The organism is Desulfohalobium retbaense DSM 5692 (assembly GCF_000024325.1).
Lineage (GTDB): Bacteria > Desulfobacterota > Desulfovibrionia > Desulfovibrionales > Desulfohalobiaceae > Desulfohalobium > Desulfohalobium retbaense.
The window spans coordinates 1,452,307-1,470,231 of record NC_013223.1; the positions used below are offsets into that span (position 1 = coordinate 1,452,307).

Consider the following 17,925-nt stretch of genomic DNA (forward strand, 5'->3'; position numbering starts at 1 on the left):
AGGATAAGCACCGCTCAGCGCGACTTGGGCGCAGTCCCTTCGGGCCGGGCCAGGAGCATCTGATAGTCATCGATGACCCGGGTGGCGAATCCGGCCTCGCAATACGCAAAATACAGCGCCCAGGTGCGGCGGAACACCGCGTCGTACCCTAAGGCCTCGAGCTTGTCGCTGCAGGCCAGGAAATTGTCCCGCCACAAGTGCAATGTCCTGGCGTAATGCGGGCCAATGGCATCGAGCCAGCGCACGGTGAATCCGCTGGCGTCGCGCATGGCCTCCAGGGTTCGCGCCAAAGAGGGGAGCAGACCACCGGGAAAGATATGCTTGCGAATCCAGTCGCCCTCCCTGAGGTAGGCCTCGTAGCGCTGGTCGTAGATGGCGATGAATTGGAGAAAGACCTGCCCCTCGGGGACCAGCAGCCGATCCAGAGCGGCGAAAAACGCTTTGTGGTAGGCGTGGCCAACGGCCTCGAACATCTCAATGGAAACAATCTTGTCATACCTGTTCTCGATATCCCGGTAATCCATACGATAAAAGGCGACCAGATGGGTGAGGCCCAGATCCCGGGCCGCGTTGCAGGCAAAAGAGTATTGATTGTCGGAGATGGTCACCCCGTCGACCCGGCAGCCGTAGTGGCGGGCAGCGAAAAGGGCGAAGCCGCCCCAGCCGCACCCGATCTCCAAAACCCGGTCACCGGGCTTCAGTTCCAGACGCTCGCACACGCGGCGGTATTTGGCTTCCTGAGCCTCGCTCAAGCTGAAGTCAGGCCTTTCGAACCAGGCGCAGGAATAAGCCATGCTCGGGTCGAGAAAGGTCGCGAACAAGGTGTCGCCCAGATCGTAATGGGCCAGGATGTTGTCTCTGGCGCCGCTGCGGGTATTGCGCCGCCCTCCCAGGCGACGGAGCTTTCCGGCAAACGCCACCAGGCGGTCGGGAAGGTGCAGCGTCTGCGACAAGCGGATCTGCTCGCGATTGAGGATAAAAAACCGGATCACTTCGGTCAGCTCTGACGTTTCCCACCACCCTTCGGTATAGGCCTCCCCGAAGCCGATATCCGCGCTCGCAGCCAGACGGCGATAGAAGCGGTTGTCAGTCACCCGCAGGCAGACGTCGGGACCCTGCTGTGATCCCTCGAAACGTTCCTCGGTCTGATCCGGATGGATCAAATGCAGCCGGCCGAACCGGATATTTCGCAACACCAGGCTCAGGATCCGTCGCATCAGCCGAGCCATGAGGTCCGGTCTGCCACGGGACGCAGTACGAATGGTCATCGGGCTGCTCGGTTCTGGTTTACGGTGCACGGGCAGGCGGCGTCGAAAATAGAGACTGGCTGCCTGGCGCAAAATACGCGGATAGGTCAGCACGCGATGGGGGTGGAGAAGAAAGGCCGCCAAGGGCAGACTGCGCACCGGCCTCCCGCGTGCTTCGGACCACAGCCGGGCCTGAAGGACTCGGCGCTCGTCGCGCTGGAGATCGATACAGATGTCCACACCCCATTCCGGATCACCGATGAGAAAAACGTAGTCGCCCTGCATATCGTTAAACGGAGAGACGTGGAACCTCTTAGGAGCGGAAAAGCGGGCCGGGAAGGGCTGCTCGGCACCGTCACCCAGGACATAAAGGTGTTTTTCGCCAAAGGTGTTGTTGACCTCGACGACCACCGCCAGGCATGAGGCCGGTCGGGCTCCGCCGGTGATGATCCAGAAATTAACGGGATTGAAGATCCGGCCGCAGAAGCGGGCCGAGGTCACCAACCAGACCCGTTGCCAGGCCAGTTCCGGCTCCAGCCCCCCGGCGCTCAGAGCGCGGGCCAGCTTGGTCCGAAGCGACTGGGGCCCGGGGTAGAGATAATCGGATTCCTCAACGGACAAGAGCCGGTGCCGCGCCCGGGAACAACGTTGTGCCTTGCCCGAAGCGCGGTGGCGGGCGAAAAGCACGTTCTCCAGCCGGTCGTGGTCGAGTTCGGCGAGATCAAAAACAAAGACCGGGACTTTGTAGGTAAAAGCGTGGGACGCGGTCGTGCTGCGCTCATGGCGCAACAAGGCGGTATACAGGCGCGAGAAGGTCACAGATCTATCCCGAAATAGTTGCGGGCCACCAGCGCTCCGGAGCGGGCCCCGTCCTCGTGGAAACCGTAGCCGTGATAACTGCCGCAGAAATACGTCTCTCGCCGTCCGGACACGCCGGGCAGCAATTCCTGGGACGCTGTCGATGCCTTGGTGTACACCGGGTGGGCGTATTCGGTTGCATAGGCGATTTTCTCCGCTGCGACGTCCGGAGAAGGGTTGAGGCTGAGCAACCAGGGGGCGTGGGCCGAGAAACGTTGGAGGCGGTTCATCCAATAGGTCACCTGCACCGGCTGCCTGGCGGTTGTTGCAGGCTGGCGCAGGACATTCCAGCAGGCCCAGGCCCGTTTGTAGGGTGGCATATGGGCGGGGTCACAATGCAAGACGGCCCGGTTTCGGGAATATCGCCACTCCCCGAGGGCAGCCTGCTCGGCATCGTCCGCATCTTCCAGCAAAGCCAGGGCCTGATCGGCGTGGACCGCGATGACCACGGCGTCATACCGGGCCTCCCCACCGTCGTACCGGATCAGTGGGGCAGTTCCCGTGTCGCGCTGCACCGAGCGCACCGGTAGCCCCAGCCGGATACGTCCCGGGAACTGGTCGGCAAAGGCCTGAACATAGGTAGTGCTGCCGCCTTTGATATACCGCCATTGTGGCATCTGCGCCGGATCCAGCAGGCCGTGGTTCTCAAAAAACCGGATAAACGAGGCCGCCGGGGCGTCCAGGGCATCGGCTTCGGGGGCGGACCAGATAGCCTGGGTCATGGGGGCCAGATAGTCACGTCGAAGCCGTGGTGAAGCCTGGAGTCGCTCCAGATACTCCGCCAGCGTGAGGTCGTCGAGGACGCCCGCGGCCAAATCGGACCGCGCCCGGCGGTTAAAGCGCAGGATATGGCCCAAAAACCACCAGAAACGGGGATCCAGGAGCTGGCGGGAGCGGGCGAATACGCCGGCCAGGTTTGTTCCGGCGTAGGCCAGGCGGCGCTCGAGATCGCAATAGGAAAAGGACATCTCCGTTGCCGCGCCCTGAATGCCAAGTTCCTGAAGAAAACTGATAAAAAAGGGATAGGTCCGGTCGTTATAGACAATAAAACCAGTGTCCACCGGCATGTCGGCGTCGGCTCCAAATTTTCCGCCGATGCTCACCGTATTGGCGTGGCCGCCGAGGCGGTTCCGGGCTTCAATGAGATCGACCCGGTGGTGCCGGGAAAGGTAATGGGCGGCGACCATGCCGGAGACGCCGCCGCCGATGACCGCGATATGCTGGGGCTTCATTGCGGGGTCCTTTTGGAAAAGAGATACTGGGAAACCAGCCATTCGTCGCCGCCGGCAAACGCGAACAACTCCGAGCAGGCCATGAGAAACAGCCGCCAGCGGACCAACTGCCGTTGCGGCCCCACGGATCCCGCTCCGGGTGCCAGACAGTCCCGGGCCGCCTCAGGAGAGGCGTCCAACAAGGCCAGCCAAGCGTCAAGGGTCCGGGCGTAGTGGCGGCCTGAAACCCGCCAATGGTCTTCAAGGACCAACGCCTGCTGGAGGTGGAGAGCCAAACTGTCCGAGGGCATCATGCCGCCGGTGAAAAAAAGTTCGCCCATCCAGTGCCCAGGCCCGGACCGGAAAAAATAGGCGAGTTCACGGTGGGTGAAGACATGGAGAAACAAGTGTCCCCCGTCTGCAAGCCAGGAAGCGATTCTGGCCAACAAGGCCTGCCAGTTACGCATGTGTTCAAACATTTCTACGGACACGATACGGTCAAAGGGCACGGCCGCCGCCGGAGGTGCGAAATCGTTCATATCCGCGGTCAACGCCTCCACGTTGCTCAATCCCCGCTTGGCCGCCTGCTCGCGGATATGCAGGCCCTGGTCACGGGCATTGGAAACGGCCCAGAAGCGGCTATTGGGAAACCGTTCTGCGGCCCACAGGGTGAACGAGCCCCAACCGCAGCCAAGATCCAGGACCCGCATGCCGTCCTGAAGACCGGCCCGTTCCGCACTCAAGGCGAGCATCCGCTCCTCAGCTGCCTGCAACTCGGTGCGTTCGCGCTCAGCAGCCTGCGGACCGGGAATGCGGCCCAATTCCGGTTCGGACCAGAGACAGGCGCTGTATTTCATCCACGGTCCGAGCATGATTTCGAAAAAACGGGGCGGCACTTCATAGTGTTGCTGGTTGGAGGCCTGGGGAGCCGCAGCAATCGGGCCGGCAGCCATTGAGCGCAGATGCGTGCGCACCAATTCCTGACACGCTTCACTTGACCCGGGATCTTCGCGGCGGAGAACCGCCCGATGCCGGGCCCGAATGGCAGCGCGGATGAGCGAATCCGGTAAACGGCCGGTTTCAGCCAGATAGGTTCCAAGACTCATCGCTTCCGCTCCTTGGGGGGCCTGGGAAAAAAGGGGCTGACACGCTGTTTGTAGGCCGCCAGTTCCGAATGGCGTTCGCCCATTTTCTTTTCGGTCAGGGTCACACCGGAAACTTTAAGCAGCAAGAAAGTGAGTAATAGCGGACTGATGACTGTCCAGGCGCCGCCGGGCACCTGACAGGCAACGACAAAAATCGCCCACCACATGACCGTCTCACCGAAATAGTTCGGATGCCGGGTGTAGCGCCACAATCCTGTGTCCAGAATCCGCCCCTTATTAACCGGATCGGCTTTGAACCGGTAGAGTTGTTCGTCGCCGACGGCCTCCCAGTAGAACCCGAAAGACCACAGCAAAAGCCCAAGCAGATCCAGCCAGGTCAGTTCCGGAGGCGCGCTGGCTGCAATGCCGAGTTGCAGCGGCAACGCGAGAATCCAGACAAGGACCGCCTGGAGGCCGAAAACGGTCACCAGGGATCGGATCCAGAACACTTCGGGACGATCGGCCCGCATGTCGGCATAACGCGGATCTTCCGGTTTGCCCCAATTGCGACGGGTCACATGCGCAGCCAGCCGGACCGCCCAGAGTGAGACCAGCGCGACGAGGAGAATGCCCCGTTCCAGAGTGCCCCCGGTGAGCAGGTACGTCAGCCATGCCACAACGGCGAAACCCGGCCCCCAGAAGCCATCGACCACAGAGACCTTGCCCCGCCAGAGATGGACCAGCCAGGCCACCCCCATGACTGCCAGAACAGCCAACAGATTCAGAAGCATGACGGCGATCAGGCTCATTTGGCTTCTCCTTTGGCCAAAAATGTCGACCAAAGTGGTTTATTGACGCGCGTCAAGGGCATGGGCCTCCAGGTCCTCAAGGGACACATAGCGCAACGCGGCTTCGTTGGTAGCCTCGAGGATCACCGGCGGCGCCACCCCCTTCTCCAGGGCTTCCCTCCAGCGCAGAGCGCACAGACACCACCGGTCTCCGGGGCTGAGACCCGGAAATCCGAAATGCGGCGCCGGGGTCATCAAATCATTGCCCCTGCTCTGAGTGAAGCGCAAAAAGGCCTCGGTCATCTCGGCGCAGACGACATGCGATCCCTGGTCCTGAGGACCGGTTTCGCAACCCCCGGTGCGGAAAAAGCCTGTTTGCGGCCCGAAGCTGCAAGGGCGCAACGGTTTACCGTAAATATTTTTGGCAGCAGTCACAGGACCTCCAGAGGAAAGCTGTCTATCGTAGTAGTATCTAAACACTTTTCTATACGGCCATGTCAAGGCCCAGTTTGGCCGTGTGCTGTGCATCGGGGGGTATTTCCCTGGAGGCAATAGTGTCACCGCAGCGGGGAAGGACTTGCCCAGCGGCACCATTTGCAGTACCTCCCAAAAGCCCGCAACAGGCTATTGCCCGTACAGCACCACCACACGGAGACGCGCTATGGACTCGATACATGTTTTGTTGGAAACGAGCGAAGGGGATATGCTTGCAGTGCTTTATCCTGAAGCCGCCCCAAAAACAGTGGCCAACTTTCTGGCCTATGTGGACGAGGGCCACTATAATGAAACCCTCTTTCACCGTATTGTGCGCGGCTTTGTCGTGCAGGGCGGCGGCTATGACCGGTTCTGGGTCAAAAAGCCGGTCAAAGAGCCGGTACCCAATGAAGCTCATAACGGTCTGTCCAACCGGAAAGGAACACTGGCCATGGCCCGGACCCCGGAGAAGGATTCGGCCCGGGACGAATTTTTTATCAATGCAGCGGACAATACGGCCCTGGACCACAGGGACGAAACGGACGAAGGCTTCGGCTACTCCGTTTTCGGAGAACTCGTGGAAGGGTTCGACGTGCTGAAGAAAATCAATTGGAAAGTGGTCAAGGCGCGGCCGGACTTTCCTGAAGCGCCTCAGGAAGAGGTTGTGCTCTACTCGGTGCAGCGTTTCGCCTGAACACCGGAGAGCCTGCCGGTGGTCACAACTGCCCCAGGCTGTGCCACAAGCTGGCCTTCTTTGACAGACATGTTTGCCGCTGCCCTCCAGATGCAGTTCGCCTGTCCAGGAGACAGGACCACTGCCACGAGTTCGTCGCCGAGGGACGCAACAAGTTGGACAAACTTCCGGATGGGCCTTGGTAAAACTGGGCAAGTCCTGCCTTAGATGGTATGTATTCCCCAAATGGTCGCCCGGAACAAATACGATGGGCTGGTGCGCCTGTTCCACGTCTTCAACATCCAGGACTAAAACCACCCCTGAATCAGGAGAATGCAATGCGCCAAATGAGTCGCCGGATGTTTCTCCAACTCTGCTCAGGGCTTGCGGCCAGTGGAGCCCTTCTGCAGTCCACCATTGCCCGCGCCGTCGGTACGGGCCCAGACACCACCCTTTCTCCGGAGGAACCGATGTCCGCTCCGAAAACCATAGGGCTGGCCCTCGGCGCCGGCGGGGCTAACGGTCTGGCCCATATCCGCATGCTGGAAGTCTTCGACGAACTCGGCATCCGTCCCCACAAAATCGCCGGCAGCAGCATCGGCGCGATCATTGGCGCGCTGTACGCCTCTGGACTGAGCGCCAAGGAAATCGGCGAGGTGGTCAATGAATTGGTGGTCCGGGAAGAGGACACCTGGAAGGATGTCTTTGTGAACAAGGACATTTTCAAATGGATCGAGTTCCTGGATCCGGAACTGGGGCAGGGCGGTCTGGTCAGTAGCGACGCATTTTTATCGTTTCTTTTCAAGCAGATTCGGGTAGAGAGCTTCGAAGCTCTGACCATCCCGCTGGCCGTGGTGGCCACGGATTTCTGGCAGCGGCGGGCCGTGGTCTTTGACAAGGGACTTTTGCTGTCAGCAGTCCAGGGGAGCATGGCCTTGCCCGGCCTGTTCACCCCGGTGCGGCGTGACGGCCTGGTCCTGATCGACGGCGGAGCGGTGAATCCTGTGCCCTATGATATTTTGGCCCCATCGTGCGAGGCCACAATTGCCGTGGACGTGGCCGGAAAGCGCTCACCCAAGAAAGACTTGTCCTTTCTGGACACTATCTTCAACACCTTCCAGATCATGCAGCACTCCATCGTGGCCGAAAAAACCTCCGCCAATCCCCCGGATATCTCCATTGTTCCAGACATCGTCGATATAAGGGCCCTGGAATTCTACAAGGTCGACACGATCTACCGCCAGGCCAAACCCGCCAAAGACCAGCTCAAACGGGAGCTGTCCGCCTTGTTGGAACGCTGAGCAGCCCCACTGTCTGAGAGCCTCGCCTGAGAACCTCCAAAACGCCGACCTAGTGTTGTCCTGTTTGAAAAACGAAAAAACAGTGGTCAAAGACTTCCATCCTGGATAGGGTTCGAGACAATGGGACCTGTCTCTGCGACAGGCGCCGGATTGTCTGACAAGGAGGTCTGCCATGATCCGCATACTTTTGCTGGCATTATGTCTGGGCTGTCTGCTCGGTCCCGCTGTGACCACCGGGTGGACCGATATTGTGACCACCACCGAACACTATACCGTGGATGGGACCCGCTATGAGGGCTTTTTTGCCCGCAACACCCAACTGGGCAACATGCAGCCTGTGGTCGTCCTCATCCACGATTGGGACGGGCTGGGGGAATATGAGCAAACCCGAGCCCGCATGCTGGCCCGGGCCGGATACGCCGCTTTTGCTGTTGATCTCTACGGAAAAGGCGTCCGGCCCCATACCCTCGAGGCCAAGCGGACCCGCAGCGGTGCACTCTACAAGGACCGTGAAGAGTTTCGAAAACGGTTGTTCGGCAGCCTTGCAGCCCTGGACGGCCTGGAGGGAGTGGATCCCGGCCGGGTCGTAGTCCTAGGGTATTGTTTTGGCGGTGCGGCAGTGCTGGAACTCGCCCGAGCGGGCGCGGATCTTCAGGGAGGGATCTGTTTTCACGGCGGGCTGACAACCCCGGAAGGACAGCATTACGCCGAACTCAAAGGGCCGCTGCTTATTTTGCACGGGACCGAGGACGCGGTCGCTCCGATGGAGGATGTCCTCAGCCTGACCCGGGATCTGGATACCGTAGATGCCACGTTTCGCATCAAGCTCTACAGCGGCACCGGCCACGCTTTTACCGAATGGTCAGGGGACCGTTACGCGGCCACGGCCGATCTCGATTCCTGGCAGGAATGTCTGCGTTTTCTGGAGGCCAGGCTGGGAAACGGGACTCAACGGTGACCCCCTCCGGCCGGAGCCCAAAGTTCTCGGCCACGGCCGGAGAGGCGAAGACCGCTTCCACGCTCGTCCTGCGCTTATTGTTCCACCGAATAATACCCCGGTCCGAGAATGACCGTCTTGCCGTTATCATCGATGAAATAGACGACATTGCCATTTTTGGAGGACTCGATCTTGAACCGGCCTTCCCAGACTTTGCGGGAGCCGTCGAAGCCAGTCCAGACCACTTTGCGTTCGATACCCACGGTGTTGGCCTTGAACGACTTCACGGAGCGCTGCATATCCTCGCACCCCAAAGTGCCCAGCAGGACCAGCGTCAGCAGCAGGGTCAACCCCAACGCGATGTACTTGTTCATGAACTCTTCCTTGTCTGTTGAAAGTGTCAGCCGGAAGGCCCGGGCAATGGTCTCCAGCGCCCCAGGTGCAAAAGCCTGATACGCATCCAAGAGAATGCCGGAAACCAGCGGGCCACAGAGCCAAGCGGGCGTCACCGGGCACCATACCCAGGACAGCCCTCCAGGAAGAACCAAAGCGCGCCGTGCCCGTCAAGCCTTTTTCGACGAGCGTTCGCGTCCGGATTCCGGCCCACGACGCGATTGGCGGGGCGGTGCTCCACCTCACGGCCAGTGGATCTCTATTCGGGACAGGGGATGCAGAGAGGATAAACGGCGGGCGGGTCTAAAAGCGGAACACAAAAAGGATGGTGGCAGCGCGAAAAACGCGCCTCAGGTCTCCGAGCGCGGCGCGGAACTCGTGGAAAGCCCCCTTTCTGGACCGGGAAGCTCCCGATCCAGAAAGGGGGAGGAATGTCAGGCGCTGACCTGTTGCCTGGCCGCACCGAGCGCGGCGTCGTAGTCCGGCGGATCGGTCACTTCACCCACCAGTTGCTGGTAGGCGAGGGTGCCGTCTTTGCCCACGACGAACACAGCGCGGGCCAGAAGACGCAACTCTTTGATCAAGACCCCAAAACTGGTGCCGAAGGTGGCATCCTTGTGGTCCGACAAGGTGGTCACGTTCGTGGCCAAGTAGGTATCCACCCACCGTTTCTGGGCAAAAGGCAGATCCATACTGATGGTCAGCACATTGATTTCCGGGGAGAGTTGGGCGGCCTCGGCATTGAACCGCTTGGTTTCCTCGGAGCAGACCGAGGTGTCCAGAGACGGGACACTGGCCAGGATAAGAACCTTGTCCTTGTAATCACTCAACCGGACAGGTTCGAGCCCGGTATTGAGCAAGGTGACGTCCGGCACCGTATCTCCGACGGTCAACGGCGTGCCCGTCAAGGTCAACGGGTTGCCTTTCATGGTGATCAAACCAGAGCGTTCCGACATAGTCGCCTCCTCGTGGATAAACAGGATGAAGGGAAAAGCCCGTTGCACTGGCGCATACGGAGTTTCCCAGTCTGAGCCAGAACCATACCTCTCTCTGCGATGGAGATCAAAGGCCGATTGAAGCCAATTTCAGAATTGGCTTCCAACTCAGAGACAATCGCAGGAAACGCAGCAGTGGAGTTGCCTTTCACAAACAGGGCAGGTAGGAAAGAATACAATGCTGTTTCCAAAATTTCAGGCAAGCGGGTCCCGCACAAAAAGAGTCGGCGGTTTTTATGGAAGCGGGGCCCTGTGGTCGAGAACGCTCCGGTGCGAGGTGCCGGACAGCCTCTAAAAACTTAAAGGAGAACTTTATGTTTTGTCGACTCCTGTCCCTTCTTGTGGCCGGGGCCGTGCTGGCGGCCATGCCGGTCTGGGCTGAATCCCCTCCCCTGTCCGAGGCAACGCTGTCCTGTCTCGGCTGTCATGAAGACCTCCACCCCGGCATGGTCGAGGGATGGCGGGCAAGCCGGCACGCCCGGATCACTCCTGGCCAAGCCATGCAGACAACCGGTCTGGCCAGCAAAATCTCCAGCACCGACATCCCTTCAGGATTGCAGGACACTTCGGTCGGATGCGCCGAATGCCATACCCTGCGTCCTGATGCCCACGCCGATACCTTCGACCATTTCGGCTACCAGGTCCACGTCGTTGTCAGCCCGGAGGACTGCGCCACCTGCCACGCCACAGAGCGCAAACAATACGGCCAGAACATCATGGCCCATGCGTATGGCAACCTGGTGGACAATGCAGTCTACGCCGATTTGCGCACGAGTATCAACGGAGTGCTTCAGCCTGGCGAAAAACAACTCTCGGCCAAGGCCCCCAATAACGCCACCAAGGCCGAATCCTGTCTGTATTGTCACGGCACGAAACTCCGGTTCGACGGTCTTGCAAGCAAAGATACCGCCTACGGTCCTGTCATGCTTCCTGAAATCGCCGGCTGGCCCAACCAGGGCTCCGGCCGGATCAACCTCGATGGGAGCAAGGGCTCCTGTGCGGTCTGCCACACCCGGCACCGGTTTTCCATGGCCGAAGCCCGCAAGCCGTACACCTGCAAAGAATGTCATGTCGGCCCCGACGTTCCGGCGTACAAAGTTTACACCGCCAGCAAACACGGCACCATCTATTCAGCCGAAAACAACGACTGGGATTTTTCCGCTGTGCCCTGGGAAGCCGGGACCGATTTCCGGGCCCCAACCTGCGCCGCCTGCCATATCAGCCTGGTGACCAAGCCCGGCGGCACTGTAGTAGCTGAACGGACCCACGCCCTGTCGCCACGACTGCCCTGGCGCATTTTCGGACTGCCCTACGCCCATCCCCAGCCCAAAGACCCGCAGACCTCCAAAATCAAGAACGCCGCAGGCTTGCCGTTGCCCACCAATCTCGACGGCAGCCCCGCCTCGGATTTTCTTATCAGCGCGGAAGAGCAGGACAAGCGGAAGGGCAATCTCCAGGCCGTCTGCCTCTCCTGCCACACTCAGAGTTGGGTCGACGGCCATTGGCAGCGCTTCGAGAACACTATCGAGGTCACCAACGAAGCCACGGCAACCGGCACCGGTCTTTTGGCTCAGGCCTGGGAGAATGACCTGGCCGAGGGACTGCCCCAGAACAGTTCCATTTTCGACGAATATATTGAAAACGTCTGGAGCGATATCTGGCTCATCCATTGCAACCACATCCGTTTTGCTTCGGCCATTGGCGGCGGCGGTGATTACGGTGTTTTTGCCGACGGCCGTTACGTGTTGAACAGGCGTTTGCGCGAAATGCACGACTGGGTCGAATCACGCCTGCCGCAGCAATAAGCTCACCCCCTGTTCGACGCCGAAAACCTGAATCCGCTCTTCTTGCCCCTTGCGGCAAGGGGCGGATTCGTTTTCTAATGGTCTGCGCCCCTTGCCTGTCGACCGGGCAATGGCTACATATTGCTCCAAGCGCTTCGTTGCAAAATCGGGGCTGGTCGCCCCAACGATTTGCCAAGCGAAGCAATTGCTTCTGGCTTCCCGGAAACCACGCTACCTTTCTGGAGACATGTGTATGTCATTTAATTATTCGACAGCCTTATGGCCCCATTCCGATGACGCTTTTTTCCGTGATCTGGACATATCCCCCAAACTCCAATACGGCCCGCATTGTGTGGCGGCCTGTTTGTCCATGCTGACCGGCGAACCGCAACGCTCGTACATTGATGTCGTCAACACCCAGGATCCCCTGGCTTGGTCCGACGAACTCAAGAAACACGGTAAAAAATTGGCGTATTGTCCGGCGGACGTCCGGCGTCTCGAATTCTATATGCCGGAACTGGTCGACTACGACGATCTCTTTTTGCTCTGTTATTATACACCGACGGACCCACATCGCATTCTCGAGGATCCGGATGAACATGGCTGGGTCTGCGGCTCGCACGTGGTTATCCTTCACCGTGACAGGATCTACGATCCGGCCAAGGGGGAGGCTGTCAAGGCCGACATCCATCGCTGCACCACCAAACACACCAAACGGGTCTTCCGCATTGTGCCCGCGAACCACGAGCGTGGTATTTGACCCAGTTGACCGGGCTCCGTCCTGAACCAGCGACGGAGCCCGACTCGACCCAAACCACCAGCAGCAGGGCAGTTCCTCTCGTCCTCCGATCCCGACGAATTTTCCAGCGCTCCCCCTTGCACAGCCGGATGCAGAGGCGTACATTGCCCTTATATGTTCGTGCATGACGCGAACCCGGAGCACAGGGTCCAACTGTCTCTCACACCAGAGACAAGGAGGTCCCATGAAGATCGCAATAAGCGCTTCAGGCGCCACTCTTGACAGTGCCTTCGAACCACGGTTCGGGCGCGCCCCCGGTTTTGTGCTGCTCGATTCCCCAGCGGCAACGCCAACCTATCTCGACAACACCCCCCAACAGAACCTTTCCCAAGGCGCTGGCATCCAGACCGCTCAACTCCTGGCCGATCACGGGGTGAGCGTCCTTATTACCGGCTCTATCGGTCCCAAGGCTGAACAAGCCTTGGCCAAAAGCGGCATCCAGATTGTGACCTGCGCCGCGGCTACCGTAGCCGAGGCCCTGGAACAGGCCCACACGGCACCGCCTGCCTCCGAGGCAAGCTCCCCTGACAGCTCCAAGGAAGCCGGACGGGGTGGGCCTGCCGGCGGCGGGCGCGGTATGGGCGGAGGAGCCCGCGGGCGCGGCCCTGGACAGGGCGGCCGTGGTATGGGTGGGGGTGGTCGTGGCCGCGGTCCCGGACAGGGGGGACGCGGTATGGGAGGTGGCGGTGGCCAGCGGCGCTAGTCCAGGTCACCGCCTCGAACAGTCCACCTGCATCCATGCATTATGAACAGCGGGGCGCGCCGCCGTAACTGACGGTCTCCCAGTCTCAAACCCGTCAAGGAGAACCATCCATGCGTCTTGAAGATATCGCTCCAGTGGAAAAGTGGGAAGCGTTGGAACGCGAACTCCACGAGACATCGGGCCTGAACGCCTGCGTCTACAACGCCGAAGGGACCCGCATTACCTCGTATACCGCCTTTGCCAACCGGCTGTGTCCGCATATCAAATCCTTTCCCGCCGGCATCGAGACCGTCTGCGCCGTGGCCAACCAGCACTGCGCGAACATGGTCCGGGAAAGCGGCACGCCATATACCACTGAATGCGATGCCGGACTGGTCAAATTTGTGGTGCCCATCGTCCAAGACGGGGAATTCCTCGGTACTATCGGCGGCTGCGGCCACCGCTTGCCGGATTCGGAAGTGGAGACGTTTTTATTGACCAAGTCCCTGGGGACTCCCGAGGAAGAACTCGAAGCTATGGCCGCCGAAGTCCAGACCATCACCCAAAACGAGATCGACCACTACATCAAGGTCCTGCAGTCCCGACTGGCCGAGCTGACGCCGCACTAAAATACGGGGCAATGGATGGTGGCGGGGCACTCAGCCCCGCCATTTCGCTTGCGCCTTTGCCCGGTGACCTCGTCGCGGCAATCCCGACTTCAGCACCGCACTGTCAGGGTTGCCGCGACACTCATGCACACACTTTCAGAGACGCCGGAATACACGTTCCAGGTCGCAGTCCCCTCAGCAGCGCATTTGCGCTGCATACGAAAGGGGATCTGGTGCGGCGTTCTGCCATTGAGATCTTCGCAACAGGCCGCAAGCCTTCGGCCGAGGCGCTCTTTTCTCTTTCCCCCCTGACAGGTTTGGGATATACTCAAGCCCGTCGTCTCCCCGACCAATTCCCCCACCCCACAGGAAAAGAAGGAGAGGTCATGTCCGCTCCGGTTGTGATCGACCACGCCTGGATCCCCATGTCGGACGGGTGCCTATTGGCGGCCAAGATCTGGCTGCCGCCCAAGGCCCACAAGCACCCTGTCCCAGCCGTTTTGGAATACATCCCGTACCGCAAACGCGACCACAAGGCCGATCGCGACGCCCGAAACCACGGTTTTTTTGCCCGAAACGGCTACGCCGGGGTCCGCGTCGACCTGCGCGGAAGCGGCGATTCACAGGGGGTCCTGCGCGATGAGTACCTGCAACAGGAACTCGATGACGGACTGGAGGTCCTGCGCTGGATCGCCAACCAGCCGTGGTGCTCCGGCAAAGTCGGAATGTTCGGCATTTCCTGGGGCGGGTTCAACGGACTCCAGATCGCTGCCCTGCAACCCCCGGAACTCGGAGCGGTGGTCGCGGTCTGCGCCTCGGACGACCGCTATGCCGACGACGTGCACTACATGGGCGGCTGTTTGTTGACCGACAACCTCTCCTGGGCCTCGACCATGTTCAGTTTCAACGCCTGTCCACCAGACCCGGAGGTGGTGGGGGAAAACTGGCGGCAAATGTGGCTGGAACGCCTAGAGGGCAGTGGCTTGTGGCTCAAGACCTGGCTTGAACACCAACACCGGGACCGCTTCTGGCGCCACGCCTCGGTCTGCGAAGATTACACGGCCATCAAGGTCCCGGTCCTGGCGGTCAGCGGCTGGGCGGACGGCTACTCCAACGCCGTCTTTCGGCTTCTGGAAAATCTCCATGTACCGCGGCGCGGACTCGTGGGACCGTGGGGCCATTCCTATCCGCATATGGGCGGATTGGGACCGCGCATCGACTTTTTGGGGGAATGTTTGCGGTGGTGGGACCGGTGGCTCAAGGGCGAACCTGGTCAACACGACGAGCCACCGGTACTGCGGGCCTGGATTCAGGATTCCGCAGATCCGCTGGTCCCCTCCCGCCCGGGCCGCTGGGTCGCTGAAACGCGATGGCCTGCTCCCTCGGTGGAGATGACTTCCTGGCGGCTGGGGAATTGCGGGCTGGTCCGGGCCGCAGACCAGCAACCGCCCGAGCCGACGACCATGAGCATCCAAAGCCCCCTGAGTGTGGGACTGTTTGCCGGCAAGTGGTGCTCCTATGCTGAAGAGACTGATCTGCCCTGGGACCAGCGGGAGGAGGACGGCGGCGCTCTGGTTTTCGACACCGCTGTCCTGGAGCAGGACATCGAAATACTGGGAGCGCCCGAGGTCGAACTGGATCTCAGCGCGGACAAACCCGTGGCGCTGGTGGCGGTTCGGCTTTCGGATCTGGCTCCTAACGACCGGGCCACACGGGTGACTTTCGGTATCTTGAACCTGACCCATCGCAATGGGCATGACCACCCCGCGCCCCTTGTACCGGGGCGGACCTACCGGGTCCGGGTGCCGATGAATGTGGTCGGGCAGCGATTCCCTCGTGGGCATCGTATCCGGCTGGCCGTGTCAAGTTCGTATTGGCCGCTGGCCTGGCCCGCTCCGGAACCGGCCCGGCTGACCCTGTCCACCGAGGGATGCCGGCTCTTCCTGCCCCAACGGAACCGGGATCCACGGGAGGGTCCGCACCTGCGGGATTTGGGGCGCCCCAGGGAAGCGCCAGGAGTGCCGCAGACCCTGCTTGTCCCGGCCAAGCGGGAATGGCGTGTGACCCACAACCTGGCCACCAACGGGGTCGATCTCCATGTCATCAATAATGACGCCACGGTGCGGCTGGACGAACTGGACCTGGAATTCGGCCGCTCGGTAGAAGAGTGTTACTCCTACAGCAACAACAATTACGATACCGTGCGCGGGGAGATAGTCCACCACCGGACCTTCCAGCGCCGTAATTGGCATGTTCACAGCGTCACCCGGACGATTCTGACCTCCACACGGACCCATTTTATCCTCCGGGCTACGCTGGATGCGTATGAAGGAGATGTGCGGCTCTTCAGCAAAACCTGGGACGAATCAGTCCCTCGGGTCCTTGTTTAACTTCGGACACAGCTCGCGACTGGTCCAGCTGTAGGGCACGATTTGCCGGGATTCTGGCAAACATCTGCGACGGCAAATCGCCCAAGGGAGGGCAAGATGACTTCAAACCATGTATTTGTCGTCGGTCACGACCCGTTTAACAAAGCCTTTTTGGAGCGGTTGCCCCAGGCCGCTTCGAGCGTTTTCCATCCCGCCCTGGATATTGATGACATCCGCCATGTGGATGTTTGGGACATCCAGGCGTTGATCCACAAAGCGACCTCGCGGATGGAACGCTTTGCCGGGCCGCTGCACGCCGTTGTCAGTTATTACGATTTCCCAGCGACCATCCTGGCTGCGATCCTGGCTACCCGATTTTCGATTCCGGGACCGAGTCTGGAGGCGGTGCTCAAATGCGAGAACAAATATTGGAGCCGCCTGATCCAAAAGCAGTGCGTGCCGGAGCACATTCCGCAATTCAAGGCCTTCGATCCCGCCGATCCCGGTGCCTTTGAGGATATCGGCTTCATGCCCCCGTTTTGGATCAAGCCGATCAAGTCGTTTCGTTCCTTTTTGGCCTTTGAAATTGTCGACACGCACCAATTCGAAACAATACGCCGCGTTTGCCACGACAAGGGCGATTTCCTGAGCGAGCCGTTCAAAGTCCTGATGGGGATGTGCAATCCACCGTGTGAATTCGCCGACATGCCGGAAACGTTCCTGGCTGAGACCAGTATCGGAATCGGCGCCCAATGCACGCTGGAAGGGTACGTCTTCCAGGGGGAAATGGTCATTTACGGAGTCATCGATTCCATCCGCGAACCGGACCGCTCGACATTTGCCCGCTATCAGTATCCGTCCTCACTGCCGCCAGAAATTGTCTCACGCATGGAGGACATCGCCCGCAGGGTCATAGTCCAGACCGGCCTGGACAACGCGGTTTTCAATATTGAATTCTTCTACGATCAAACCACAGGGGCATTGTGGCTCTTGGAGATCAATCCCCGCATCTCACAGTCCCACGCCGATTTGTTTGAAAAGGTCCACGGCATCTCCCACCATTCAGTCATGCTCGATGTGGCCCTGGGCCACCCCCCTCGGGCCATTGAGCAAGAGAAGGGCCGGTATAGGATCGCTGCCAATTTCATGCTCCGCAGCCATACTCCTGGCCGGGTCTGCCGCACGCCCCACGCCGAGGATATCGAGCGTCTGCTGCGCTTCCAGCCGGACACGCTCTTGCGGGTCAATGTCCGTGAGGGACAGCACCTGGAAGAGCTTGAGAATCAGGACATGTACAGCTATGAATTGGCGACTCTGTATATCGGGGCCCAGAGCGAAACCGAATTGCTGCGCAAATACGAACAGGCCCTGGACCTGCTCCCGTTTGACATCCGCCCGAACCGTTTCCGGCTGGATGACCGGGAGATCGCGGTGGCCTCACCCTGTCCCTGAAGCCGAAGAATGGGGCGCGAGGCCCCTGGTCCCGCTTCCGAAGCTGTGACCATCGCACATACGTTTGCAGCGCAAAAAAATGGGCCGTTGCCCCTGAGGAGCTTTCTGCCATGACCAGTATCCAACGTGTACGTCTCCTGGCCAGCGCCCTGGCGATAGGGCTCGTTGTCCTGACCGGCTGTAATACGATCGAAGGCATCGGCAAGGACATCAAGAAGGCGGGGGAAACCATCGAGGAAGTCGCCCAATAGACTCCGGGCGATGCACAC

At 60.2% G+C, this 17,925-nt stretch carries 17 protein-coding genes; 10 read left to right on the top strand and 7 right to left on the bottom strand.

Annotated elements, in window-relative coordinates; genetic code table 11:
- Positions 1-14: 14 nt before the first annotated feature.
- The 5 genes from DRET_RS06185 to DRET_RS06205 are packed head-to-tail and all read right to left on the bottom strand — an operon-like array spanning position 15 to position 5,624.
- The gene (locus DRET_RS06185; protein WP_015751673.1) at positions 15-2,066 is read right to left on the bottom strand and encodes a DUF1365 family protein; all 2,052 of its coding nucleotides are present in this window, start codon (positions 2,064-2,066) and stop codon (positions 15-17) included.
- Complete coding sequence (locus tag DRET_RS06190) at positions 2,063-3,337, bottom strand: NAD(P)/FAD-dependent oxidoreductase (RefSeq protein WP_015751674.1); 1,275 nt, start codon at positions 3,335-3,337, stop codon at positions 2,063-2,065. The genes DRET_RS06185 and DRET_RS06190 overlap by 4 nt, the downstream gene beginning before the upstream one ends.
- Entirely contained in the window at positions 3,334-4,422 is a 1,089-nt protein-coding gene (locus tag DRET_RS06195) for an SAM-dependent methyltransferase (protein WP_015751675.1), read from the bottom strand. The genes DRET_RS06190 and DRET_RS06195 overlap by 4 nt, the downstream gene beginning before the upstream one ends.
- On the bottom strand, positions 4,419-5,210 hold the full coding sequence (locus DRET_RS06200; protein WP_015751676.1) for a DUF1295 domain-containing protein: 792 nt from the start codon (positions 5,208-5,210) through the stop codon (positions 4,419-4,421). The genes DRET_RS06195 and DRET_RS06200 overlap by 4 nt, the downstream gene beginning before the upstream one ends.
- A gap of 39 nt (positions 5,211-5,249) precedes the next feature.
- A complete protein-coding gene (locus tag DRET_RS06205) occupies positions 5,250-5,624 on the bottom strand; it encodes a DUF2237 family protein (protein WP_015751677.1) in 375 nt (124 codons plus the stop codon).
- 226 nt (positions 5,625-5,850) lie between these two features.
- Here DRET_RS06205 and DRET_RS06210 point away from each other — a divergent pair, with 226 nt between their 5' ends.
- The 3 genes from DRET_RS06210 (at position 5,851) to DRET_RS06220 (ending at position 8,595) form a co-directional block, all read left to right on the top strand.
- Positions 5,851-6,357: a peptidylprolyl isomerase gene (locus DRET_RS06210; protein WP_015751678.1), complete on the top strand. Its 507-nt coding sequence runs from the start codon at positions 5,851-5,853 to the stop codon at positions 6,355-6,357.
- Between the two features lie 317 nt (positions 6,358-6,674).
- Positions 6,675-7,637, top strand: coding sequence for a patatin-like phospholipase family protein (locus tag DRET_RS06215; RefSeq protein ID WP_015751679.1), 963 nt, complete (start codon positions 6,675-6,677; stop codon positions 7,635-7,637).
- A gap of 172 nt (positions 7,638-7,809) precedes the next feature.
- Positions 7,810-8,595, top strand: coding sequence for a dienelactone hydrolase family protein (locus DRET_RS06220; RefSeq protein WP_015751680.1), 786 nt, complete (start codon positions 7,810-7,812; stop codon positions 8,593-8,595).
- Between the two features lie 74 nt (positions 8,596-8,669).
- Here DRET_RS06220 and DRET_RS06225 read toward each other — a convergent pair whose 3' ends face one another.
- Complete coding sequence (locus DRET_RS06225; RefSeq protein WP_015751681.1) at positions 8,670-8,948, bottom strand: hypothetical protein; 279 nt, start codon at positions 8,946-8,948, stop codon at positions 8,670-8,672.
- Positions 8,949-9,401: 453 nt separating this feature from the next.
- Positions 9,402-9,923: a thiol peroxidase gene (gene tpx, locus DRET_RS06230; protein ID WP_015751682.1), complete on the bottom strand. Its 522-nt coding sequence runs from the start codon at positions 9,921-9,923 to the stop codon at positions 9,402-9,404.
- 353 nt (positions 9,924-10,276) lie between these two features.
- Here tpx and DRET_RS06235 point away from each other — a divergent pair, with 353 nt between their 5' ends.
- The 7 genes from DRET_RS06235 to DRET_RS06265 all read left to right on the top strand — a co-directional run bounded on the left by DRET_RS06235 (position 10,277) and on the right by DRET_RS06265 (position 17,907).
- Entirely contained in the window at positions 10,277-11,767 is a 1,491-nt protein-coding gene (locus DRET_RS06235) for a multiheme c-type cytochrome (RefSeq protein ID WP_015751683.1), read from the top strand.
- A gap of 232 nt (positions 11,768-11,999) precedes the next feature.
- Positions 12,000-12,506, top strand: coding sequence for a hypothetical protein (locus DRET_RS06240; protein WP_015751684.1), 507 nt, complete (start codon positions 12,000-12,002; stop codon positions 12,504-12,506).
- A 223-nt stretch (positions 12,507-12,729) separates the two neighbouring features.
- Positions 12,730-13,248, top strand: a complete 519-nt coding sequence (locus DRET_RS06245; protein ID WP_015751685.1) for a NifB/NifX family molybdenum-iron cluster-binding protein — start codon at positions 12,730-12,732, stop codon at positions 13,246-13,248.
- A gap of 110 nt (positions 13,249-13,358) precedes the next feature.
- Positions 13,359-13,856: a PocR ligand-binding domain-containing protein gene (locus tag DRET_RS06250; RefSeq protein WP_015751686.1), complete on the top strand. Its 498-nt coding sequence runs from the start codon at positions 13,359-13,361 to the stop codon at positions 13,854-13,856.
- A 365-nt stretch (positions 13,857-14,221) separates the two neighbouring features.
- Entirely contained in the window at positions 14,222-16,225 is a 2,004-nt protein-coding gene (locus tag DRET_RS06255) for a CocE/NonD family hydrolase (RefSeq protein WP_015751687.1), read from the top strand.
- 96 nt (positions 16,226-16,321) lie between these two features.
- Positions 16,322-17,656, top strand: a complete 1,335-nt coding sequence (locus DRET_RS06260; protein WP_015751688.1) for an ATP-binding protein — start codon at positions 16,322-16,324, stop codon at positions 17,654-17,656.
- Between the two features lie 110 nt (positions 17,657-17,766).
- On the top strand, positions 17,767-17,907 hold the full coding sequence (locus tag DRET_RS06265) for an entericidin A/B family lipoprotein (RefSeq protein WP_015751689.1): 141 nt from the start codon (positions 17,767-17,769) through the stop codon (positions 17,905-17,907).
- Positions 17,908-17,925: the final 18 nt, after the last annotated feature.

Bases quoted from the DNA above. Each gene is read 5' to 3' on its own strand.
- DRET_RS06190 (WP_015751674.1), bottom strand. From the start codon at position 3,337: ATGAAGCCCCAGCATATCGCGGTCATCGGCGGCGGCGTCTCCGGCATG.
- DRET_RS06195 (WP_015751675.1), bottom strand. From the start codon at position 4,422: ATGAGTCTTGGAACCTATCTGGCTGAAACCGGCCGTTTACCGGATTCG.
- DRET_RS06200 (WP_015751676.1), bottom strand. From the start codon at position 5,210: ATGAGCCTGATCGCCGTCATGCTTCTGAATCTGTTGGCTGTTCTGGCA.
- DRET_RS06210 (WP_015751678.1), top strand. From the start codon at position 5,851: ATGGACTCGATACATGTTTTGTTGGAAACGAGCGAAGGGGATATGCTT.
- DRET_RS06215 (WP_015751679.1), top strand. From the start codon at position 6,675: ATGCGCCAAATGAGTCGCCGGATGTTTCTCCAACTCTGCTCAGGGCTT.
- DRET_RS06220 (WP_015751680.1), top strand. From the start codon at position 7,810: ATGATCCGCATACTTTTGCTGGCATTATGTCTGGGCTGTCTGCTCGGT.
- DRET_RS06225 (WP_015751681.1), bottom strand. From the start codon at position 8,948: ATGAACAAGTACATCGCGTTGGGGTTGACCCTGCTGCTGACGCTGGTC.
- tpx (WP_015751682.1), bottom strand. From the start codon at position 9,923: ATGTCGGAACGCTCTGGTTTGATCACCATGAAAGGCAACCCGTTGACC.
- DRET_RS06235 (WP_015751683.1), top strand. From the start codon at position 10,277: ATGTTTTGTCGACTCCTGTCCCTTCTTGTGGCCGGGGCCGTGCTGGCG.
- DRET_RS06240 (WP_015751684.1), top strand. From the start codon at position 12,000: ATGTCATTTAATTATTCGACAGCCTTATGGCCCCATTCCGATGACGCT.
- DRET_RS06245 (WP_015751685.1), top strand. From the start codon at position 12,730: ATGAAGATCGCAATAAGCGCTTCAGGCGCCACTCTTGACAGTGCCTTC.
- DRET_RS06250 (WP_015751686.1), top strand. From the start codon at position 13,359: ATGCGTCTTGAAGATATCGCTCCAGTGGAAAAGTGGGAAGCGTTGGAA.
- DRET_RS06255 (WP_015751687.1), top strand. From the start codon at position 14,222: ATGTCCGCTCCGGTTGTGATCGACCACGCCTGGATCCCCATGTCGGAC.
- DRET_RS06260 (WP_015751688.1), top strand. From the start codon at position 16,322: ATGACTTCAAACCATGTATTTGTCGTCGGTCACGACCCGTTTAACAAA.
- DRET_RS06265 (WP_015751689.1), top strand. From the start codon at position 17,767: ATGACCAGTATCCAACGTGTACGTCTCCTGGCCAGCGCCCTGGCGATA.